At 34.8% G+C, this 20,086-nt stretch carries 16 protein-coding genes; 5 read left to right on the plus strand and 11 right to left on the minus strand.

Annotated elements, in window-relative coordinates:
• Positions 1-74: 74 nt before the first annotated feature.
• From dnaJ to hrcA, 4 genes are all read right to left on the minus strand, one after another.
• Positions 75-1,184 (minus strand): molecular chaperone DnaJ, encoded by a 1,110-nt coding sequence (gene dnaJ / locus J2S15_RS00500; protein WP_307404436.1) that lies wholly within the window; start codon positions 1,182-1,184, stop codon positions 75-77.
• Between the two features lie 86 nt (positions 1,185-1,270).
• Complete coding sequence (dnaK, locus tag J2S15_RS00505; RefSeq protein WP_307404437.1) at positions 1,271-3,073, minus strand: molecular chaperone DnaK; 1,803 nt, start codon at positions 3,071-3,073, stop codon at positions 1,271-1,273.
• A gap of 20 nt (positions 3,074-3,093) precedes the next feature.
• Positions 3,094-3,708, minus strand: a complete 615-nt coding sequence (gene grpE / locus J2S15_RS00510) for a nucleotide exchange factor GrpE (protein WP_307404438.1) — start codon at positions 3,706-3,708, stop codon at positions 3,094-3,096.
• Between the two features lie 9 nt (positions 3,709-3,717).
• Complete coding sequence (gene hrcA, locus J2S15_RS00515) at positions 3,718-4,731, minus strand: heat-inducible transcriptional repressor HrcA (protein WP_307404439.1); 1,014 nt, start codon at positions 4,729-4,731, stop codon at positions 3,718-3,720.
• A gap of 216 nt (positions 4,732-4,947) precedes the next feature.
• On the opposite strand from hrcA, the gene J2S15_RS00520 reads away from it, so the two are divergent.
• Positions 4,948-5,874, plus strand: a complete 927-nt coding sequence (locus J2S15_RS00520; RefSeq protein ID WP_307404440.1) for a serine hydrolase — start codon at positions 4,948-4,950, stop codon at positions 5,872-5,874.
• Positions 5,875-5,893: 19 nt separating this feature from the next.
• Positions 5,894-6,655, plus strand: coding sequence for a peptidoglycan editing factor PgeF (pgeF, locus tag J2S15_RS00525; RefSeq protein WP_307404441.1), 762 nt, complete (start codon positions 5,894-5,896; stop codon positions 6,653-6,655).
• 15 nt (positions 6,656-6,670) lie between these two features.
• Here pgeF and J2S15_RS00530 read toward each other — a convergent pair whose 3' ends face one another.
• From J2S15_RS00530 to J2S15_RS00555, 6 genes are all read right to left on the minus strand, one after another.
• The gene (locus tag J2S15_RS00530) at positions 6,671-7,345 is read right to left on the minus strand and encodes a hypothetical protein (RefSeq protein WP_307404442.1); all 675 of its coding nucleotides are present in this window, start codon (positions 7,343-7,345) and stop codon (positions 6,671-6,673) included.
• A gap of 94 nt (positions 7,346-7,439) precedes the next feature.
• The gene (locus tag J2S15_RS00535) at positions 7,440-8,381 is read right to left on the minus strand and encodes a BsaA family SipW-dependent biofilm matrix protein (protein ID WP_307404443.1); all 942 of its coding nucleotides are present in this window, start codon (positions 8,379-8,381) and stop codon (positions 7,440-7,442) included.
• Complete coding sequence (locus J2S15_RS00540) at positions 8,356-8,895, minus strand: signal peptidase I (protein WP_307406392.1); 540 nt, start codon at positions 8,893-8,895, stop codon at positions 8,356-8,358. The genes J2S15_RS00535 and J2S15_RS00540 overlap by 26 nt, the downstream gene beginning before the upstream one ends.
• A gap of 26 nt (positions 8,896-8,921) precedes the next feature.
• A complete protein-coding gene (locus J2S15_RS00545) occupies positions 8,922-9,587 on the minus strand; it encodes a BsaA family SipW-dependent biofilm matrix protein (protein ID WP_307404444.1) in 666 nt (221 codons plus the stop codon).
• A 17-nt stretch (positions 9,588-9,604) separates the two neighbouring features.
• The gene (locus tag J2S15_RS00550) at positions 9,605-11,368 is read right to left on the minus strand and encodes a VWA domain-containing protein (RefSeq protein ID WP_307404446.1); all 1,764 of its coding nucleotides are present in this window, start codon (positions 11,366-11,368) and stop codon (positions 9,605-9,607) included.
• 130 nt (positions 11,369-11,498) lie between these two features.
• A complete protein-coding gene (locus J2S15_RS00555; protein ID WP_307404448.1) occupies positions 11,499-12,683 on the minus strand; it encodes a cation diffusion facilitator family transporter in 1,185 nt (394 codons plus the stop codon).
• A 348-nt stretch (positions 12,684-13,031) separates the two neighbouring features.
• Here J2S15_RS00555 and J2S15_RS00560 point away from each other — a divergent pair, with 348 nt between their 5' ends.
• Genes J2S15_RS00560 through J2S15_RS00570 form a run of 3 tightly spaced genes read left to right on the plus strand, consistent with a single transcriptional unit; the run spans position 13,032 to position 17,315 of the window.
• On the plus strand, positions 13,032-13,709 hold the full coding sequence (locus tag J2S15_RS00560; RefSeq protein ID WP_307404450.1) for a WxL domain-containing protein: 678 nt from the start codon (positions 13,032-13,034) through the stop codon (positions 13,707-13,709).
• A gap of 33 nt (positions 13,710-13,742) precedes the next feature.
• A complete protein-coding gene (locus J2S15_RS00565; RefSeq protein ID WP_307404452.1) occupies positions 13,743-14,786 on the plus strand; it encodes a WxLIP family cell surface protein in 1,044 nt (347 codons plus the stop codon).
• 21 nt (positions 14,787-14,807) lie between these two features.
• Complete coding sequence (locus J2S15_RS00570) at positions 14,808-17,315, plus strand: pectate lyase-like adhesive domain-containing protein (RefSeq protein WP_307404454.1); 2,508 nt, start codon at positions 14,808-14,810, stop codon at positions 17,313-17,315.
• Positions 17,316-17,353: 38 nt separating this feature from the next.
• Here J2S15_RS00570 and ppdK read toward each other — a convergent pair whose 3' ends face one another.
• A complete protein-coding gene (gene ppdK, locus J2S15_RS00575) occupies positions 17,354-19,981 on the minus strand; it encodes a pyruvate, phosphate dikinase (RefSeq protein ID WP_307404456.1) in 2,628 nt (875 codons plus the stop codon).
• Positions 19,982-20,086: the final 105 nt, after the last annotated feature.

Consider the following 20,086-nt stretch of genomic DNA (forward strand, 5'->3'; position numbering starts at 1 on the left):
TCACTCATTGAGTATATACTCATTATAATTGTGAACAAAAATTTTGTCAACAAAAAAAGTAAGCAACAAATTGCTTACTTAAATGCTTTCTTGAATTTATCAAACGGTGATTCATACTTTCCAGTATCACGCAGTTTTGCATAAAGTTCCTTTTCTTGTTTTGAAAGTTTCTTAGGAATTTCAACTTTTACTTCAACATATTGATCACCTTGGTAACCTCTTGTTGATTTCACTCCCTTACCTTTCAAACGGAATTTAGTTCCACTTTGCGTTCCTGCTGGAATCTTCAAAGAAACATCACCATATACAGTTGGAATATCTAACTCTGTACCCAACACTGCATCAATGTTACTGATTGGAACTGAAATACGAATATCATTTCCATCACGTACAAATGATTTATGTGGAGCAACTAATATCTCAATGTATAAGTCTCCATTTGGTCCACCATTGACTCCTTTTTCTCCTTTATTGGAAATACGAATCTGTTGACCACTTTGAATTCCTGCTGGAATTTTAATATCTAACTTTACACGTTTGTGTTCATGTCCACTACCATGACATTTTGGACATTTATTCTTAATTGTCTTTCCTGTTCCATGACAAGTTGGACATACACTTTCACTTTGGAACACTCCAAAAGCAGTTCTTTGTTGAGTTACAACACGACCACTACCATGACATGTCTCACAGGTTTCAATGTCATCTTTACTTTTAGCACCGCTACCTAGACACTCACTACATTGCTCATCAACTTCCAAAGATATTTCTTCTGTTTTACCAAAGACAGCATCCATAAAGTCAACACGCATCTGCATAAAGCGATCATTTCCTTTTTGGGGACCTGTAGATGCTCTTGATTGACCACCACCAAATCCTCCACCAAAGAAAGAACCAAATATATCTTCAAATCCACCGAAGTCAGAGAATCCCTGACCACCACCGAAGCCTTGACCTTGTCCATCTAAACCAGCATGACCAAATTGATCATAAGTTGCTTTTTTCTGCGAGTCACTCAATACTTCGTAAGCTTCATTTACTTCTTTAAATTTTTCTTCTGCGCCTTCGTCACTATTTACATCAGGATGATATTTCTTCGCCATCTTTCGATAGGCTTTCTTAATATCCTGATCACTCGCTCCCTTAGCCAGTCCTAACACTTCGTAATAATCTCTTTTTGCCATCGCAAAACCTCCTAATCCCTACAAACTATGATATCACATAGAGAGAAGTCCTAGTCAAAAACTAGAACTTCAAATCTACAACTATCTTATTTTTCTTCGAATTCAGCATCTACTACATCGTCGTCGTTAGATCCACCATCAGCACTACCAGTTGGTTGTCCTTGTTGGTCATACATCGATGCACTAGCTGCTTGAGCTGCAGCTTCCAATGCTTCTAGTTTTGTACGAATTGTGTCAATGTCGTTTTCATCAAGAGCTTTTTGTAATTCATCACGCAATTTTTGAGTTTCTTCTTTTTGAGCAGGATCCATCTTATCTCCTGAATCAGTCATCGCTTGGTCAATTTGGTTAATAAATTGTTCTGCTTTATTTTTAAGTTCAACTTCTTCTTTACGTTTGTCATCTTCAGCTTTATGTTCTTCAGCTTCTTTTACCATTTTTTCAATTTCATCATCATTCAATCCACTAGAGTTTTGAATTACGATTGATTGTTCTTTACCAGTTCCTTTATCTGTAGCTGATACGTTAACAATACCGTTTACGTCAATATCAAATTTAACTTCGATTTGAGGAACTCCACGTCTTGCTGGTGCAATACCATCAAGTTTAAACATACCTAAAGTTTTATTGTCAGCCGCCATTGGACGTTCTCCTTGAAGAACGTGAATGTCTACTGCTGGTTGGTTATCAGCTGCAGTTGAGAACACTTGTGATTTACTAGTTGGGATTGTAGTATTTCTGTCAATTAATACAGTCATAACTCCACCCATTGTTTCAATACCAAGACTTAATGGTGTAACATCTAGTAATAATACATCTTTAACATCACCAGTAATAACTCCACCTTGGATAGCAGCACCCATTGCTACTACTTCATCAGGGTTTACACTACGGTTTGGTTCTTTACCTAATTCTCTTTTTACTGCTTCTTGAACCGCTAAGATTCTTGTAGATCCACCAACCAATAATACTTGATGAATATCATTCTTAGTTAATCCGGCATCTTTTAATGCCTGACGAACTGGTCCAACTGTACGTTCTACTAAACCTTTTGTCATATCATCAAATTTAGCTCTTGATAATGTAGCTTCAAAGTTCAAAGGTCCACCAGCTGAAGTTGAGATATATGGCAATAAGATTTGTGATTGTGCCATACTACTTAAATCTTTTTTCGCTTTTTCTGCAGCATCTCTTAAACGTTGCATCGCTAATTGATCTTTTGATAAATCAACATTGTTTGTTTTCTTAAATTCCTCTAGCATCCATTTTACGATAATTTCATCAAAGTCATCTCCACCTAGTTTATTGTCACCAGCTGTTGATAATACTTCAAATGTACCATCTGCAAGTTCAAGGATAGAGACATCAAATGTTCCTCCTCCTAAGTCATATACAAGAACTTTTTGTTCTTTATCTGTTTTATCAATACCATAAGCAAGCGCTGCTGCTGTTGGTTCATTAATAATTCTTTCTACTTCAAGTCCAGCAATCTTACCAGCATCTTTTGTTGCTTGTCTTTGTGCATCATTGAAGTAAGCAGGAACTGTAATAACTGCTTTTGTTACTTTTTCACCTAAGTAATCTTCTGCATATGATTTTAAGTATTGTAATACCATCGCTGAAATTTCTTGTGGTGTATAATCTTTTCCATTTACATGAACTTTTTCATTTGTACCAATTTTTCTTTTGATACTCATTACTGTATCTTTATTTGTTACTACCTGACGCTTTGCAGCATCACCAACAACTTTTTCTCCATCTTTAAATGCTACTACTGATGGTGTTGTACGATTTCCTTCTGGATTTGTGATTACTTTAACATCACTACCATCCATTACGGCAACACATGAATTTGTTGTACCTAAGTCAATACCGATTATTTTACTCATAATTTCCTTACCTCCTGAGTTTATTCACTAACTTTAACTAAGCTCGCTCTTAAGATGCGATCTTTCAATAAATATCCTTTTTGAATTTCTTCTACTACGATTCCTGGTTCAACACCTTCTACTTTTTCGCTAACCAGTGCCTGATGCAGGTTTGGATCGAATGGTTGGTCCAGCGCTTCAATCACTGTAACCCCTTCTGCTTCCAAGGCTGTTTTTAACTGTTGATAAATCATATTGATTCCTTCAACATAATTCTTCATTTCCTCATCTTTGCCTTCAAATGCAATTGCTCTCTCCATATTATCGATTGCTGGAAGAATTTCTTGTGCAAATGATTGAATACGATACTTACGTAAAGTATCGGCATCATTCTGCAAACGTTTCTTCAAGTTTTCTGTATCAGCATACGCTTTATAATACATATTCTGCGTCTTTGCCAATTCTTCTCTTAACTCGATGATTTCATCTTCTAGAATTTCTTCTTTTTTCTTTTTCTTCTTAAAAAATTTCTTTTCACTTTTATCTGTTGAAGATTCTTCTTCGACTTCCTCTTCTTCCACAACTTGTGGTTCTAGTTCAGGCTCATCAATATCTACCTCTTCAAAGATATCTTTTTCTTTATTTACATCACTCATTTTAATCTCCTAACCATCATCACGATATAAATCCTCAATCACTTTTGCCATATATTCCATCAAAGCGACGATTTTGTTATACGGCATTCTTGTTGGTCCTACCACCATCAGTTGGCCTTCTTCTTCATTGCTCAACTTGATTTTACTAGTAATAACTGAAACATTTTCCATTGGAATCACCTGATTATCAGTACCGATTCGAATTGAAATATCTTCATTACTACTACCAAGTTGGCGCCACACTGATGAATCCTCCAAAAACTTCATCAATTGCTTCAATTTTTCAATATCCGCGAATTCTGGTTGATAAAGCATGTTAGAAGCTCCTGAAGTATAAACATTATCAGATGCGAATTTCACAAAAGCACTTGTAAATGCTTGAAATAAGATCTCATGTCTTGAAACCTGACTTGATAACATTGGTCGAATTTCATCCATCTTGTTTACTACTTCACTAATTGGTGTACCTGCTAAATGATCATTAAGAATATTGCAACATGTCTGTATATCCTTTAATGAAACATTTTCATCAAAGTGGAATGTTTTATTCTCTGTATGACCATGGCTGGTAATAAATACGCAGACAGCACTTCTTTCATTGATTGGAAAGATCTGTATGTGCTGGAGTGTTTGTGAACTTGTTTCAGGACCAAGAACTACTGATGTAAGGTTGGTCATCTGCGATAAGATATCACAGCTTTTCACAACGATTTCTTCCATCGTATAATGTCGTTCCTTGAACACTTCACTAAGCGCATTCTGTACTCCACTATCCAGTTGGGTATCCATTAAATTCTCTACATAATAACGATAACCTTTACTTGATGGAATTCTTCCTGATGAAGTATGAGTTTTTTCAAGCAAACCATAATCTTCAAGGATAGCCATTTCATTTCGTAAAGTCGCACTAGAAACACTGATTTCTAATAAAGTCATAAGACGTTTAGATCCAACTGGTTCCGCAGTTTTTGTAAACTCATCTATAATAGTTTTTAAGATGAGTGTCTGTCTTGGTGTTAACATTTTTTCACCTCTTTCTAGCACTCGAATTCAACGTCTGCTAACAGTATATAACAGAAGTTTAGCACTGTCAACTCATTAGTGCTAATTTCTGTTAATTTTTCATATTTCCCATATTCTATGGGCTTTTATCACGAAATTTATAACTAGTCATCACATGAAATACACAAACAAGCGATTATAATACAGTATCAGCAATGATACAAATGCGGGGGCTGTATGAAACATATAAACAACATAGGTTTATCACTAATCTGTCTTTTCTTATGCCTATCACTATGTGCATGTCAAAGTGAAGAAGATGAAGCGATAAATGTAATCAATGAAATTGAAGGTGAAGATTCATGTGAGATTGTATCTTCAAGTTCTTATGAATATGATTTTACGAGTGAAAGTGTAGAAGATATTGTTACTACTGTCATTTTGACATACACTGATGACGCTTCACAGGTATCCTACTTTTATGAGTGGACTGGGGATCATGATGTAATCCTCTATAACGAAGAAAGTGAAGTACTTGCAGCAAGCACTTATAAAGTTCCACTCAATATGTTGTATTACGATATGATTAATAACGGTGAACTATCAGATACTTCATTGCTTTATTATTCAAGTGAATCTTATTCTGCTTATGATTATATAAGTAGTAATTATGCAATAGGATCTTCTATTGAACTCTCTACCCTGCAATATAGTAGTATCGTATATAGTGATAATACTGCTTCCCTGATTTTATTAAATAATTATGGAGTTCTTGAAGCCTATGATGAAATGTATCAGAAATATGCACAAATGTCGTTTGATGATGACTTTTACTATAATAATGAAACAACTGCATTAGCTGGATACCATATTATTCAGTATTTATACGAACACGAAAATGACTATACACAATTAATAGAGAATATGAAACTTGCAACCGAAGGTGAATTCTTACAGGCAACAACAGATGACTATGAAATTGCACACAAATATGGTGATTATGGTGGATATACTCATGATTATGGTATAGTATATACAGATGAACCCTACCTTGTTGGTATCTATACAAACCAGGTAGCGAATAGCAGTGAACTTATTTCCGAAATAAATAATGTGTTCTTAAATTACACTCTATGGAAACAGGAAAACAGTTCTTGCAGTTAATCACTAAGGAGAGCGTACAATGGCATATATGAATTGGTATAGCATAGAAGAACTTTATGCTGGAACAACCCTAAAGGATACAGAAAAACCACTTGATAATAGTATGGCGTTACATACAACTGACCAAGTGGATGCAGTAATTGCAAATCGAAAAGAGTTAATGAAGGAACTAAACTTCGAATTAGAGAATTGTGTATTCGCAAATCAAACCCATTCTTCTAATATTCATAAAGTAACAAAGAAAGATATTGGTGCTGGTGCATTCAGCACCAAAGACGCAATCGATAATTGTGATGCTCTTTATACAAGAGAAAAGAACATTCTGTTAGGAGTGTTCACAGCAGATTGTGTGCCTGTACTTATATATGATAAGGAACAGAATATTATTGCGGCTATCCACGCTGGATGGAAAGGTACAACTAAGCAAATCACCAAGAAAATGATTGATACCTTACTTTATGATGAGGATAGTAACGCAAGTGAGTTATACGCTTATATTGGACCCGCAATTGAATTTTTAAATTTTGAAGTTGGTCAAGAAGTAGTAGATGAAATAAAAGCATTACCATTTGAAACAGATTGTTTTATCATCCCTAAAGAAAACGGAAAATTCTTAGTTGATTTAAAAGGAATTAACTATCAAATGTTAATCAATGCTGGAATTCCTGATACTCATATCTTCCAACATCATGGTGATACATATGAAGATGAAGAAAATTATTTCTCTTATCGTAAACGCAAGGAAGATGGAAGAAATTTAACCTTTATATTACAAAAATAAAAAGAGAAGCGAGTGTTAATGTTCGCTCCTCTTTTTTGTCACATATAGGACTAGAGCTCCTGACAAACATAAGAATAATAAATATTGTTCTATGTTTGTAATATCTCCTGTATCCTGAGGTTCTGGTTTTGGTGAAACTGGTGGTACTGGAGCATTTGGATCACTAGGTTTCGGTTCATTTGGTTCTTCTATTCGTTTGGTTACATGCAATATCCAGTCAAAAGACCCTTCAGCTTCTTGATACTTGTTTGTTAATAAATCACCTACAAAGTGATAATCTACTTGTAGAACTGCTTCTTTATACGCTTGGATTTCACCAAGCTTTATTCCACTCTCGTATGTTGTACCAATAGACTTCTGTTTTGATTGCAGTGGGCCTTTGTATACCTCTTTTCCTTCATAGGTCAATGTAATCTCTATCTGCTCCATAAAATCACCAGAAACTTTTTTATTGTTTTCATAGTGATAACTAAGAAGATTGTCATGATATAATACTAAATCAAATGACTCATCATGGTTATTCTGTATTCGAAATGATCGTGTTATCTTATCACCAGGCATGATATCATCCTGTTTTGCGAAATGCCCTGTTTCATCATCTATTATTTCAAATCCTTCATCATCACCATTCACCAACATGTCAGGGAGTTCTATTGTGGCACTTTGTATGCTATCTACTTGTAACAGCAATAAAGCTGCAACGAAAACTAATAAGATTTTCTTTTTAATAAACTCCCCTCCCTTCCATTAAATGATAACTGCTTTATTATTTACTATATACATGTTATGGAACAAGAGTTACATTGCCATTTCCATCTAGTGTAACTGGCCATCCAGCAGTTGCTACTGCTCCATTTTCGGCTTGAATTGCCTCCATGTGAACAGTGATTTTAAATGTCGCTCCTTTATATGTATTATCTAATGTATCTGCAAATGAAACATGATCTAACAGTAATGGAGTAACACCTTTTCCAGGTAATTCTTTACTGTAATAATACCAGCCTGTTTCCGGATCAACTGGCCAATTTGTAGCTTTGTCATTATCAAATACCAAATCAATTCCTGTATGTGTGAAATCATCCATTGCTTCTGGAGGAGTATTTACTTTTTCGTTATATCCCTTCTTCACTCCACCTGTTGTATCTTGCTTGTAATAAGCATACGTAACAGCTTTAGTATCTGGATCATATTTTATCAAACGATTATTTGATTCAACATATCCAAAATATTCTACGAGTTCTCCTGAGTTATCCGGTTTGTTTTGCACCCTTTTATATACCTTTACACCTGTAGGTAAACCTGAAAGGTTACCAGTGTCTTCCACGAAGCCTGAAGCTATATAATCTTCAATTTGACGAGCACTAATCTTTACCATAATATCTCCATCAGCTATCGTTTGATCTGTTTTATAAAAAATCTCTATGTTTTCATCACCATCCATTGTCATTAGAATGAGTTCTTTTTCTAATCGTACTCTAACAACTGCATCCGATTCACCTTTATTAGTAACTCCTACCTTCTTATCTACATCAAGCCCAGGAGTAACTGGTGTTTTTGGATTGAATTTTTCGGTTACTTCCACATCAAATGTATCCATATTGAATATGTTAGGCACTGTATCTTTCGCAGTAAACCACAGCAATGTAGATGAAATCAATAATACAAGTACAACCAAGGATGTAACGAGGGTCACTTTCTTTTTATTTAATTTCTTCTTTTCTTTCATTTCTACTTTCCTTCTTTCTTTTTAACAACATCTGCACAAGTTTAATTGAAATCACAAATAAAACAATACATAAAATAAACAAGAATGTGTGTTCCTTTATCCACATACTGATATATCCAATATATGGAAGAGTAAATCTTACTGTACCAATCACCTGATTTTCACTGACTAATGGATCGCTAATTTCATTAGCATCCCCTTGTGTCTCGAAAAAAAGTATATTCGTTTCTTCATCCTTAAACTTAGATATAACTCTATGAGTTACAGTAACAGATCCATCTGCAGTTGTTGCATATGTAATCGCTTCTCCTTCCTTAATTGTCCTTGGTTCCACTAATTCTACTATAATTAAATCACCTTTCTTGATTGATGGTTGCATACTATCGGACATTGCTTCATACCAACGATATCCAAATATCGACTTTTCCTTACCATCACTAAAATGAAACACGAGTGCAAGTACAAGTACTGCTACAATACCCATATAAAATAATATATTTCCAACAATCTTCAGTTTCTTTTTATCCTCAAAACATCACATCACCACCTTACCAAATCATCACTTTCAATTACTGGGCGTTTGCCCCAGTAACTGTATGCACTATCCGCATCAACATATACTGCTTCAATTTTAAAATTAAGTTGATATTCTTTTTGCGAATATGCTGATGGTGCCAGTTCATTTAATGTTAGATTATTCAAAACTGGATCTGTTACTTCTCCTGCTTTTAATACTTTCATATAGTAGAAGTAACCATCACCACCATCCATCCATTGTGCTTCTTTATCAGCTCCGCTGTAGAGCGGCCAATAACGGCTCCATCCTTTATCAACTACATCTATCTCACTTGTGGCTGGGTCACCATCATGATCAAATGTGTTTGATAAAATCGCTTCATTCACTTGACCCCACCGCTCAAGATAACTACAGCGAAGCAATATGTCCATGTTGCCGGTATTATGAAAATTTACTTTCTTGGTTACTGTCGTGTTGGGAGTCCACGATTGTATTGGTGGGAAATCTTCATTGATTGTGACATAGACATATGGAAGCTCAAGAATATTCGTCTGCTTGTCCTTTGCTATATAAGACAGATAACTCGAATTTGTTGATAATGCGAAAATGAATAGTAAAAGCGTACATATTGTTATTACAACAACTCCTTTTCCTACTTTTCGAGTATCTGTTATTTTTCTTTTTCGCATAACATCACTTCCTTTTATTAACGTTGAGTTACTGTAACTTGTTTTGTAATTGAAGTATCCAACTCAACAATTTCATTACCAACTTTCATTTCTGTATAAACTCTTCCATCAGGTGGAATTGGATTATTTTCATCTTCTGCCTTTAACACTATACCTGCGTCATTGAAGTAACTACCGGTACCTATATCCAGTGGTCCCCACTCTATATAACGTTCACCACCAACTTCTTTGTAAACCCCTTTACCAGTCGCTTCAACTGTATATCCATCATCAATATAATATCTAAGATATACATTTTGATAGTTACCCGAGATTACACCTGAAAACAAATCGAATGCCAGATATAACTCATCTTCTTTCGTAATCTTTCGATAATAATCCTCAAAAGGTTGAGATGAAACACGTTCCATAAAATCCTCAATAATTGCACCTTTCGTAGCTGAATAATTCTTTGTGTCAAAAATTCCGATAGAATATATTTTTGCTCCTAAAGCTTTTCCTGTTCGATTATAATTTCCTGCTTTTGCAGTTGCAAACGTATCTGGTGGAATAGTAATTGTTGGATTATTAGCTAACCATGGAATATAAGTAGAATCATAGACAGACTTTCCTCTTTGTCCATGATAATCTAAGTCCCAACTATATTGAGATGCAAGTGTTACTCCATAATAATTAACTTTTGGATTTGAAGCACTGTTTCCATATCCAGTGAAATAATTATTAACACTTACTTGCTGTCCTTTATTTTCTGCCTTCAATACATCTGCTTGATTTAAAGATTCCGCCATTACCCGAAATGAGTTAAGGGGATAACTGTATCCTCTATCTTTATAGAAACTATAATTATTAGACGCCGCAGAGTCCGGAATAATAACTGCACCTGGCATACCATCAGTAAAAAATAAAACAGCTCTTTCATTCTGACTATTAGGATATTTTTCAAATTGTCGTCTCGCTTCCTTTAAACCCCAATCAGACATTGTAGCACCTTCAATACCAATTGAATTGATTTTACTATTTATTGCATTCAAATTAATACCATCAAGATTTATCCAATCTTGAATAATTTTTGTATCATTACTAAACGTAACAATAGAAATTCTACTATTTGGATGTGCATCTTGAGCTAATACAGACACAAATTCTTTTGATGCTTTCTTCAACATTCCAAGCCTAGTGTATTGTTCTTCAACTGGTTCGCCATTATATTCGATATCATATGCCATCGTTCCTGATACATCTAGTACCATCACAATATCAAGTGGCTGTGACTCAGAAGGATGAGGAATCGCTGATATCTTCACATCATAAATCTTATCTCTTGTCCAAGTGGAAGAAAGAATCTTATTTATTATATCGTTGGCAGATGAGAATGGTTTTGCATCTTTACCACTAAAGTAAAAATCAATACTATTTGGTGATCCTTTGTCATATACTGAGAAATCAAACTTTGTCTTTACTTCTGATGACATGGCATCTATTTCAAGATCTGAAAGTCTTAAGTCAGCAGGTACAATAACTTCACAAGTGTAGTTACCAAGAGGCAAACCACTTAAAGTAATATTATTATCATAAGGAATTTCGACTTGTGTAGAAACCGGCCCTGTTATTTTTAACCATAAATTATCATCGGTTGTTGTTGTGCCATTTTCTAAATGAGTGAGTATAATAACATCGTTTTCTGCTGCATAGATACTTACACGATTATGATTTGGTATAGCTACAGTTACAAATGACAAGCAGATACAAACTACCATTTTAAACAGTGTTCGACGTTTCAATTTACATCACCTCTTTTTTGTTATTAATCATTTATAATTTATATACCTTTTACAACCTTATTGTAATATCTCTTTTAAAAATAAGCAAATAAGTGTCACGAAAATAAAAAAAGTGTCATTTTTTGACACTCTACTGTCCATTTTCGACAACTGCTATATAAGCATGGTCGATAGTGATAACTGCATAATTCGGTATATCACCTTGTGGGACTTTTTCTTTAATTAAATTAATCAGTTCATTATCCTTCATTTTAAATTCAATTGGCACATCCACATCAAAGATAAAATTATTGTGAGTATCACCTCTTACAACCCTAAAATCATGAATTGATAAACTGTGATCGATTTTCTTCACTTCCTTTTCAACTGCTATTCGCATTTCATTCGTGAATGCATCATTCATATCCACTGGATCCATATGAATCACCAGATTAATTTGTTCATGAGTTGCGAAGTCTTTTTCAATATTATCAATCATATCATGACTCTTCAGAATATCTACTTTACAACTTACCTCTACATGTACAGTAACAAATGTTTTTCCTGGCCCATATGTATGAACAACTAAATCATGAACACCCAGTACCCCATTATATGTTAAAATCTTTTGAATAATATTTTTAGTAAAATCTGGATCTGGTGCTTCTCCAATCAGCTTGTTTAATGTATCACTAACAATCTCATATCCACTCTTCATTACAAATAAGGCAACTACGATTCCTAAGTATCCATCTAATTGAATACCAGTAAAATATGCAATGATCGTTCCTATTAAAACAACACTAGTTGCAGCAACATCACTGAAACTATCAACTGCCGCACCATGCATAACAGTAGATTTTAAAAGTTTTGAATATTTATTGTTGTATAAGTACATATAAATCTTAACTAGAATCGAAAATACTAAAACGATAATCATCGCAATATTAAACTCTACATCACCTGGATTAAATATCTGATCAACTGAGCTCATCATTAACTGTAGTCCAAAATACATAATAATAAAAGCTACAATCATACTGAAGATATACTCTAGACGTTCATGTCCGAATGGATGATCTTCATCCGCTGGTTTGCTTGAAAAAACAAAACTGGCCAATGATATGATACTGCTTCCTGCATCACTTAAGTTATTGAAGGCATCAGCTGTAATCGAAACACTGTTGAATATTGTACCAACGACAAGTTTACTTATAAATAAAATAATATTCCAGAAGATACCATAAAAACTTGCAAGTTTTCCATAAGCAGCTCGAACTTTTGTATCTTTTATATTTTTATAATCTTTAATAAAAAATTTAATTAAGAATGACATATACCTCTCCATTTAACAGGCTTTTATTATACTATTTTTCACTACAAAAAGGAAGTGTGTCGCAATTATCACACTTTTTATAAATTCATATCATTTTGGTAGGCTATCTAATTGACGACTTTTATTCTTTCCTATATACTCGTGATGAAGCAAGAGCAGAAAATATAAAATGCTTCGAAGGGCGATATATCAAGGGCAATATCTTGTTATGATTTTTACTATCTATAGATAGTTGATATAATTCTTAAATTCGAATCTATTATTACTGGACGTGAAACCATGAAATTCTAAGGCTTCACTTTTTTACGTTTTGCTCTTTGCTTGAGAAAGAGAGGAAATATACATATAATGAAGAAATTTATTCTATTAGTCGCACTGGTATTAGGGGTATTTACATTCAGCAATACACAAGTAGTAAATGCAGAAGAAGAATCTACATCTACTGGTGCCACAATCACATTTACTGGTGATAATACGGACCCAACAAATCCTGTTGATCCAACTGATCCAGATAACCCTGGTACTGGACCTGGTACTGGAATGGAAGGGCCATTGAGTCTTGACTATGTTCCACAAATGGCATTTGGTTCTCAAAAAATAACTGGTAATGTTGAAACTTATGATTTAACAGATTTAAAGCCATATATTCAGGTTACTGATAAACGAGGTACTGGTGCTGGTTGGAAAGTTTCAGTATCATTATCTGCTTTTGAAAATACAGATGCATCAAAATCTTTTGATGGTGTCATTACTTTCAAGAATGGTACTACTGCAACAACAACTGGAAATAGTTCTGTAAGCCCTACAGCATCTGACCCAGTAACAATTACTTCTGGTAAAAGTGAACAAAAACTTGTAGGTACTACTGCTAATAATCAGGGTATGGGTACTTGGGTAACACGTTGGTTCCCTACCGAGAGTGAAGCAACGACAAATGATTCAGTTCAATTAACAGTCAACACTGCTAATGTTTCTACTGATTCATACAAAGCAAATTTAAACTGGATTATTTCAAACGCTCCATAAAGAGAGCGTTTTGTATAAAGGAGGACGACCGTAATGAACAAAATTACAAATAAAATCAAGTTTTTAACAATTATATCAATACTTATAGCTAGCTTTAGCATTGCGGTCACCTCTGCATATGCACAAAGCGAAAATCCAATCACCTTTTCTGTGAGTGCGATCATTCCAGAAAATCAGATTGATGAAAATTTAAGTTATTTCGATTTAAAGATGGACCCAGAGATGGAACAGACAATTCAAGTTATGATTACTAATAACAGTAATGAAGAAATCACAAGTTATATTGCAGTAAATTCTGCATCTACTGGGATCAATGGAGTAATTGCTTACAGTGAGCATGGGATTCAAGATAAGAGTATGAAACACTCGATTGAAGAAATCGCCGTGGTAGATACTCCTGAAGTAGTTATTCCTGCAAATAAAAGTACTGTTGTAGATATTCAGCTAACCATGCCTAAAGAATCTTATGATGGTGTGATCTTAGGTGGAATCTATATAACTGCAGAAAGCAATGCTGAAAATGAAGAATCATCAAGCGATGGTTTTGAAATTGAAAACAAGATTGCTTATGCACTTGGTTTAAAACTTACTGAAACTGAAAAACAAGTAAAACCAAATATGAATTTGAAAACAATTGAGCCATCATTAGAAGCAATGCGTACTGCAGTGAATGTTAAATTGCAGAATAGTGAACCTATTATCATGAAAAATGTAATGATTGATGCTCAAATATATAAAAAAGGCGAAAGTGAAGTTCTACACTCAGCTAAAACAGCAACTGCAGAAATCGCTCCAAATTCGAGTTTTGATTTTGTAGTTGATTGGGAAAACAATAAAATTGAACCAGGTCAATATCGATTAAAAATGCGTGTTGAATACGAAGATGATTATTGGGAATGGGATGAAGAGTTTGAAATAAAAGATGACACATCTTCATCCGTAAATGATGAAGCAATCAATGTTGATGATGAATTCCCTATTTGGATTTTTATCATTGCTGGTGTTGGTATATTAAGCTTATTATTATACCTTGCATTCATCTTTGGTAAACGTTCAAAGAAAGACGAAGACAAGTAACGTAAAGGAAGGAGTGGTCTTGTGAAGAAAATAAAAATTACCAGCTTAATTGTTATTGTTATTCTCGCTATAGTTACATTATTTTCATCAGTGTATGGAAATGAAGTGATTACAACAGAAGATAATGATGATAGTAGTGAAGAAACAACTAAAGATTCAACTGTTGAAGCTAACAAGACCAAGGAAACTCCTGTAACAGAGGAAGTAGTTGAAGTTGAAGCAAATAGTGAAAGTGAAGTGATTGAGGAAGGTCAAGTTGAGCCATCTGCATTAGCAACGAATGAAATCGTAGTGTCATCATATGGAGATCTGAAAACAGCTCTTGAATCTTCTACAAATGGTATTGATACCATTTATCTTGGTAGTGATATCACAATGGAAACGACTGGAATAACTGTTAGTAGTACAAAATCTAACGTTACAATAAACGGGTCATATGAAGGTGTACGTCATACTTTAACAGAAGGTAAAGCCGCTAGTGCGACTAGTAATATTTATATAAATAATGCTTCCATGAATAACTTTACATTAAAGAACCTTGATATTTATGGATACAATTACTATGGAACAGTCAAAGTTGCTGATGCTGTAAGTGGTGTGACGTTAACCTACGATAATATTATCTATAATGGTCCACAAATTACGCATAATCCATATGGCCATGCGGTTTACAAAGATACTACAATTAATATTCAGTATAATGGAACCTCTGCCGCAAACGAGGTTGCTGAAGTAGTGAACGTTGATTTCTATGGAACAGTAGCAATTACTCATAGTAGTGCAAATAATATTTTTTATTTCTATCAGCCATCTACTATGACTTTTCATGAAGGAAGTACAGTTACAGTGAATGCTGGAAGTAATCCAATGTTTTATAATTCAACTGTTGCAATTGTTATGGAAGAAAATGCCGCTTTTTATTATATTAGCAATGGACCTAAATTAAGTAACGTTAACAATTCGATACGTTCCATGGACCTTGGTAAAAACAGTATCTTTGATGTAAAACTTAACGGTACTACTTCCCTTGATTATGCGACTAGATTTAGTGGTGAAGTTATTATTCGTGAAAATGCGAATTTTAATCTGGCTTCAAAACCAACAATATCTAGTTATCTAATTTATGGAACTACAGCAAACAACTGGACCCTGAATGGTGGAAATGTAAATATTGAGACAAATTCCAATGTAGCAAATGTTATGTCTGCAAACAAAGTAACAATTAATAGTGGTAAATTCATCATTAACAACAATGGAACTCAAGCCATTGGTGTAACCTTATCTAATGGGATAACAGTTGAAAGTGATGGTCAATACTACCAATACAGCAAGCAGGCAACCGCTTATTCATTTAATGCAACAGGGACAGGTACTGGAAGTGGAATCAATATCAATGGTGGTTCCTTCCATATTGAAGGTGGCACTATTACTGCACAGTATTTGTTAGGATCAACAGCACCATTTATGATTGGTGAAAATTCTGATGTATATTTATATGCAGGAAGTGGACCAGGTACTGCACTTATTTACATGACAGCAGCTGCTGGTTATATAGATATCAACAATCCAAAAAGTGTATTGTTTTATAGTCCAGGAAAAAGAGTAATTCAGTATACAGGTGCACGTCAGTTCAATATGAATGCAAACCAAATAAACTATTGGACTACGGCAGCGCTTCCAGGTTACCAGATGTGGGATCCTCCCCATTATTATTGGAATAAACAATATACTGCTGATAACTATACCATTAATGGAACATTGGCTGCAGGAGCGAATGGTAGCTACAACATTACTTCATCTAACTACGAAGCTGATGATGGTTCAACTGGAAATCCTGTAAATCAGTTTACAATGAGTAATTTGAACGCACTTTCTTTAGGACGTTTGGAATTATCATTAAACCCTATCTCAGTTCAAAATACAACACTAAGTGGAAGTAGTGTTCCCAATGCAATATTATTAATTGAATATAACAGTAAAGAAGTAACGATCAATGCTGATCAAAATGGAACTTTTAGTACTACATTAAGTGATCTTAGTGTTGGTGATCGCATCAATGTAACTGCGAACAATCGATATTATTTATATCAGAGTGCAGATGTGATTGTAGAGGATAATGGTGGTTTATCATTTCGTTATGTTCCTGAAACTTTAGCATTCCATACAATTGATATTCCTTCAACCCCTACCCTTGTACAACGGCAAGTAGATGACTGGCAGATACAGGTTGAGGATACACGTACAACAAAGACTAACTGGAAATTATTTGTAACCCTTGAGCAGCCATTCGTGGATCAAGACAATAAAATTATGGATAATTTAGAATTAGTATTTGTCGATGAAAATGATGAGGAAGAAAAATTATCTTCACAGCCTTATCTTGTATACGACAGTAATGATACGCAGGAACTGACAACTATCACCTGGAATATGAGTCAGGGTATCTTGACTAAAATCTTCCCTGGTGCTGTCTATAGGGATAGTGAATACAATGCGAAAGTAACATGGACCTTACAGGATGCTCCATAAGAAAGCGACGAGAATATAATCTCGTCGCTTTTTTTAATCTATTTGTTTCTTAATGCTGCTTGTGCAGCTGCCAATCTTGCGATTGGAACTCTAAATGGTGAACAAGAAACATATTGTAACCCTATCTTGTGACAGAATTCAATTGATGAAGGATCTCCTCCATGTTCCCCACAGATACCAAGTTTGATATCAGGTCTTGTTTCTCTTCCTAATCTCGCTGCCATTTCAACCAATTTACCAACACCTTTTTGATCTAAACGAGCAAATGGGTCTTGTTCATAAATACGTTTGTCATAGTAGTCGTTTAAGAATGAACCTGCATCATCTCTTGAGAATCCAAATGTCATCTGAGTAAGGTCATTTGTTCCAAATGAGAAGAACTCAGCTTCTTTTGCGATTTCATCTGCTGTTAATGCTGCTCTAGGAATTTCAATCATCGTACCAACTAAGTAGTCTAATTTCACTCCATTTTCTTTGATAATTTCATCCGCTGTTTTTGTTACAACATCCTTAACATACTTAAGTTCTGCAACTTCTCCAACTAATGGAATCATAATTTCAGGAACTACATTAAACTCTGGATTCGCTTTATTAACATTGATTGCTGCTTCAATAACTGCTCTTGTCTGCATTTCTGCAATCTCTGGGTAAGATACTGCCAAACGAACTCCACGGTGTCCCATCATTGGGTTAAACTCGTGTAATCCTTGGATAATTCCTTTTAACTCATCCACTTCCATTCCCATATCATCTGCTAATGTAGTGATATCATAAGAAGAAGTTGGTAAGAATTCATGTAACGGTGGGTCTAAGTAACGGATTGTTACTGGTCTACCTTCCATTGCTTCATAGATTCCTTCAAAGTCTCCACGTTGCATTGGTAATAATTTAGCCAGTGCACGTTCTCGTTGCTCTTTGGTTTTCGCTACAATCATTTCACGAATTGCCTTGATACGTTCACCTTCAAAGAACATATGTTCGGTACGAACTAATCCAATACCTTCTGCCCCAAATGTTAATGCCTGTTTTGCATCTCTAGGAGTATCTGCATTGGTACGTACTTTTAATGTTCTAAATTCATCAGCCCATGACATAAAGATTTCAAAGTCTCCTGCAATTTGTGCAGGAACGGTCTTTAACTCTTCACCATATACATTACCAGTAGAACCATCCAATGAAATATAGTCATATTCTTTAAACACTCTACCATTGATTTTAAATGTTTTTGTTTCTTCATTGATTTTAATATCACCACAACCAGATACACAACAGATACCCATTCCTCTAGCTACTACAGCAGCATGACTTGTCATACCACCACGTACTGTAAGGATACCTTTTGCAGCATTCATACCTTCAATATCTTCAGGTGATGTTTCTAGACGTACTAAGATTACACGATGTCCCTTAGCTGCGTAAGAAACTGCATCTGCAGCATTAAACACAACTTGCCCTGTTGCTGCTCCTGGTGATGCCGGAAGACCTCTAGTGATTGCAACAGCATGTTTTAATGATGCTTGATCAAACGTTGGATGTAACAGTGCATCCAACTGTTTTGGATCTACCATTAATACTGCTTCTTCTTTCGTTAATAGTTTTTCTTCAACTAAGTCACGAGCAATACGAATTGCTGCTTTTGCAGTACGTTTCCCATTTCTTGTTTGAAGCATAAACAATTTCTTATTTTCAATTGTAAACTCCATATCCTGCATATCACGATAGTGAGATTCCAATTTCTTTGTAATCGCTACAAACTCATCATATACTTCTGGCATTACATCACGTAATTCACTAATGTGATTTGGTGTACGAATACCAGCAACAACATCTTCCCCTTGTGCGTTCATTAAGAACTCACCATATAATTTATTTTCTCCAGTACTAGGGTTACGAGTAAAGGCAACTCCGGTACCACTTGTATCACCCATATTACCAAATACCATCATCTGTACGTTAACTGCAGTTCCCCAGCTTGAAGGGATATCGTTCATCTTACGATAGTAAATTGCTCTTGGATTGTTCCAAGATTTAAATACTGCTTCTACTGCTTTTTTCAGTTGTTCTCTTGGATCTGTAGGAAAATCTTCATGCAATTGAGCATGATAGAACGCTTTGAAACGTTTTACCATTTCCTTTAAATCATCTGTTGATAATTCAGTATCCAAATATACTTTCTTCTCTGCTTTAATATCATCGATAATTGTTTCAAATTTTCCTTTTGATAATCCCATAACAACATCGGCAAACATTTGAATAAAACGACGATAAGAATCATATGCAAAACGTGGATTATCTGTAAGTTTTGCTAGTCCTTCTACTACATCATCATTTAGTCCTAAATTAAGAATCGTATCCATCATTCCTGGCATACTAGCTCTTGAACCTGAACGAACCGATACTAATAATGGATTCGTAGGATCACCAAATGTTTTTTCTGATAATTTTTCTAATTCAGCAAGATGATCAAAAATTTCACTAACGATAGCATCGTTAATAACCCCACCATCATCATAATACTGGTTACACGCTTCAGTAGTAACGGTAAACCCATAAGGGACAGGCATACCAAGATTTATCATCTCAGCTAAGTTAGCACCTTTTCCACCAAGCAAATCACGCATTTCACCGTTTCCTTCATGAAACGTATAAACAAACTTTTTCCCCATAAAGAGACCTCCTTTTGTAATCGCTTTCATATTTACTATTATACCTAATTCGTAGACATAATTCTACTGTTTTTAGTGTACCATAAAGCATTCCGAATGAAAAAT

The sequence above is a fragment of the Breznakia pachnodae genome (assembly GCF_030814225.1).
Lineage (GTDB): Bacteria > Bacillota_I > Bacilli_A > Erysipelotrichales > Erysipelotrichaceae > Breznakia > Breznakia pachnodae.

What these genes read in the sequence shown, in the direction of transcription:
- ppdK (WP_307404456.1), bottom strand. Translation starts at nt 19,981, where the DNA reads ATGGGGAAAAAGTTTGTTTATACGTTTCATGAAGGAAACGGTGAAATG.
- dnaJ (WP_307404436.1), bottom strand. Translation starts at nt 1,184, where the DNA reads ATGGCAAAAAGAGATTATTACGAAGTGTTAGGACTGGCTAAGGGAGCG.
- J2S15_RS00560 (WP_307404450.1), top strand. Translation starts at nt 13,032, where the DNA reads ATGAAGAAATTTATTCTATTAGTCGCACTGGTATTAGGGGTATTTACA.
- J2S15_RS00565 (WP_307404452.1), top strand. Translation starts at nt 13,743, where the DNA reads ATGAACAAAATTACAAATAAAATCAAGTTTTTAACAATTATATCAATA.
- J2S15_RS00555 (WP_307404448.1), bottom strand. Translation starts at nt 12,683, where the DNA reads ATGTCATTCTTAATTAAATTTTTTATTAAAGATTATAAAAATATAAAA.
- J2S15_RS00535 (WP_307404443.1), bottom strand. Translation starts at nt 8,381, where the DNA reads ATGAAAGAAAAGAAGAAATTAAATAAAAAGAAAGTGACCCTCGTTACA.
- pgeF (WP_307404441.1), top strand. Translation starts at nt 5,894, where the DNA reads ATGGCATATATGAATTGGTATAGCATAGAAGAACTTTATGCTGGAACA.
- grpE (WP_307404438.1), bottom strand. Translation starts at nt 3,708, where the DNA reads ATGAGTGATGTAAATAAAGAAAAAGATATCTTTGAAGAGGTAGATATT.
- J2S15_RS00545 (WP_307404444.1), bottom strand. Translation starts at nt 9,587, where the DNA reads ATGCGAAAAAGAAAAATAACAGATACTCGAAAAGTAGGAAAAGGAGTT.
- J2S15_RS00520 (WP_307404440.1), top strand. Translation starts at nt 4,948, where the DNA reads ATGAAACATATAAACAACATAGGTTTATCACTAATCTGTCTTTTCTTA.
- hrcA (WP_307404439.1), bottom strand. Translation starts at nt 4,731, where the DNA reads ATGTTAACACCAAGACAGACACTCATCTTAAAAACTATTATAGATGAG.
- dnaK (WP_307404437.1), bottom strand. Translation starts at nt 3,073, where the DNA reads ATGAGTAAAATAATCGGTATTGACTTAGGTACAACAAATTCATGTGTT.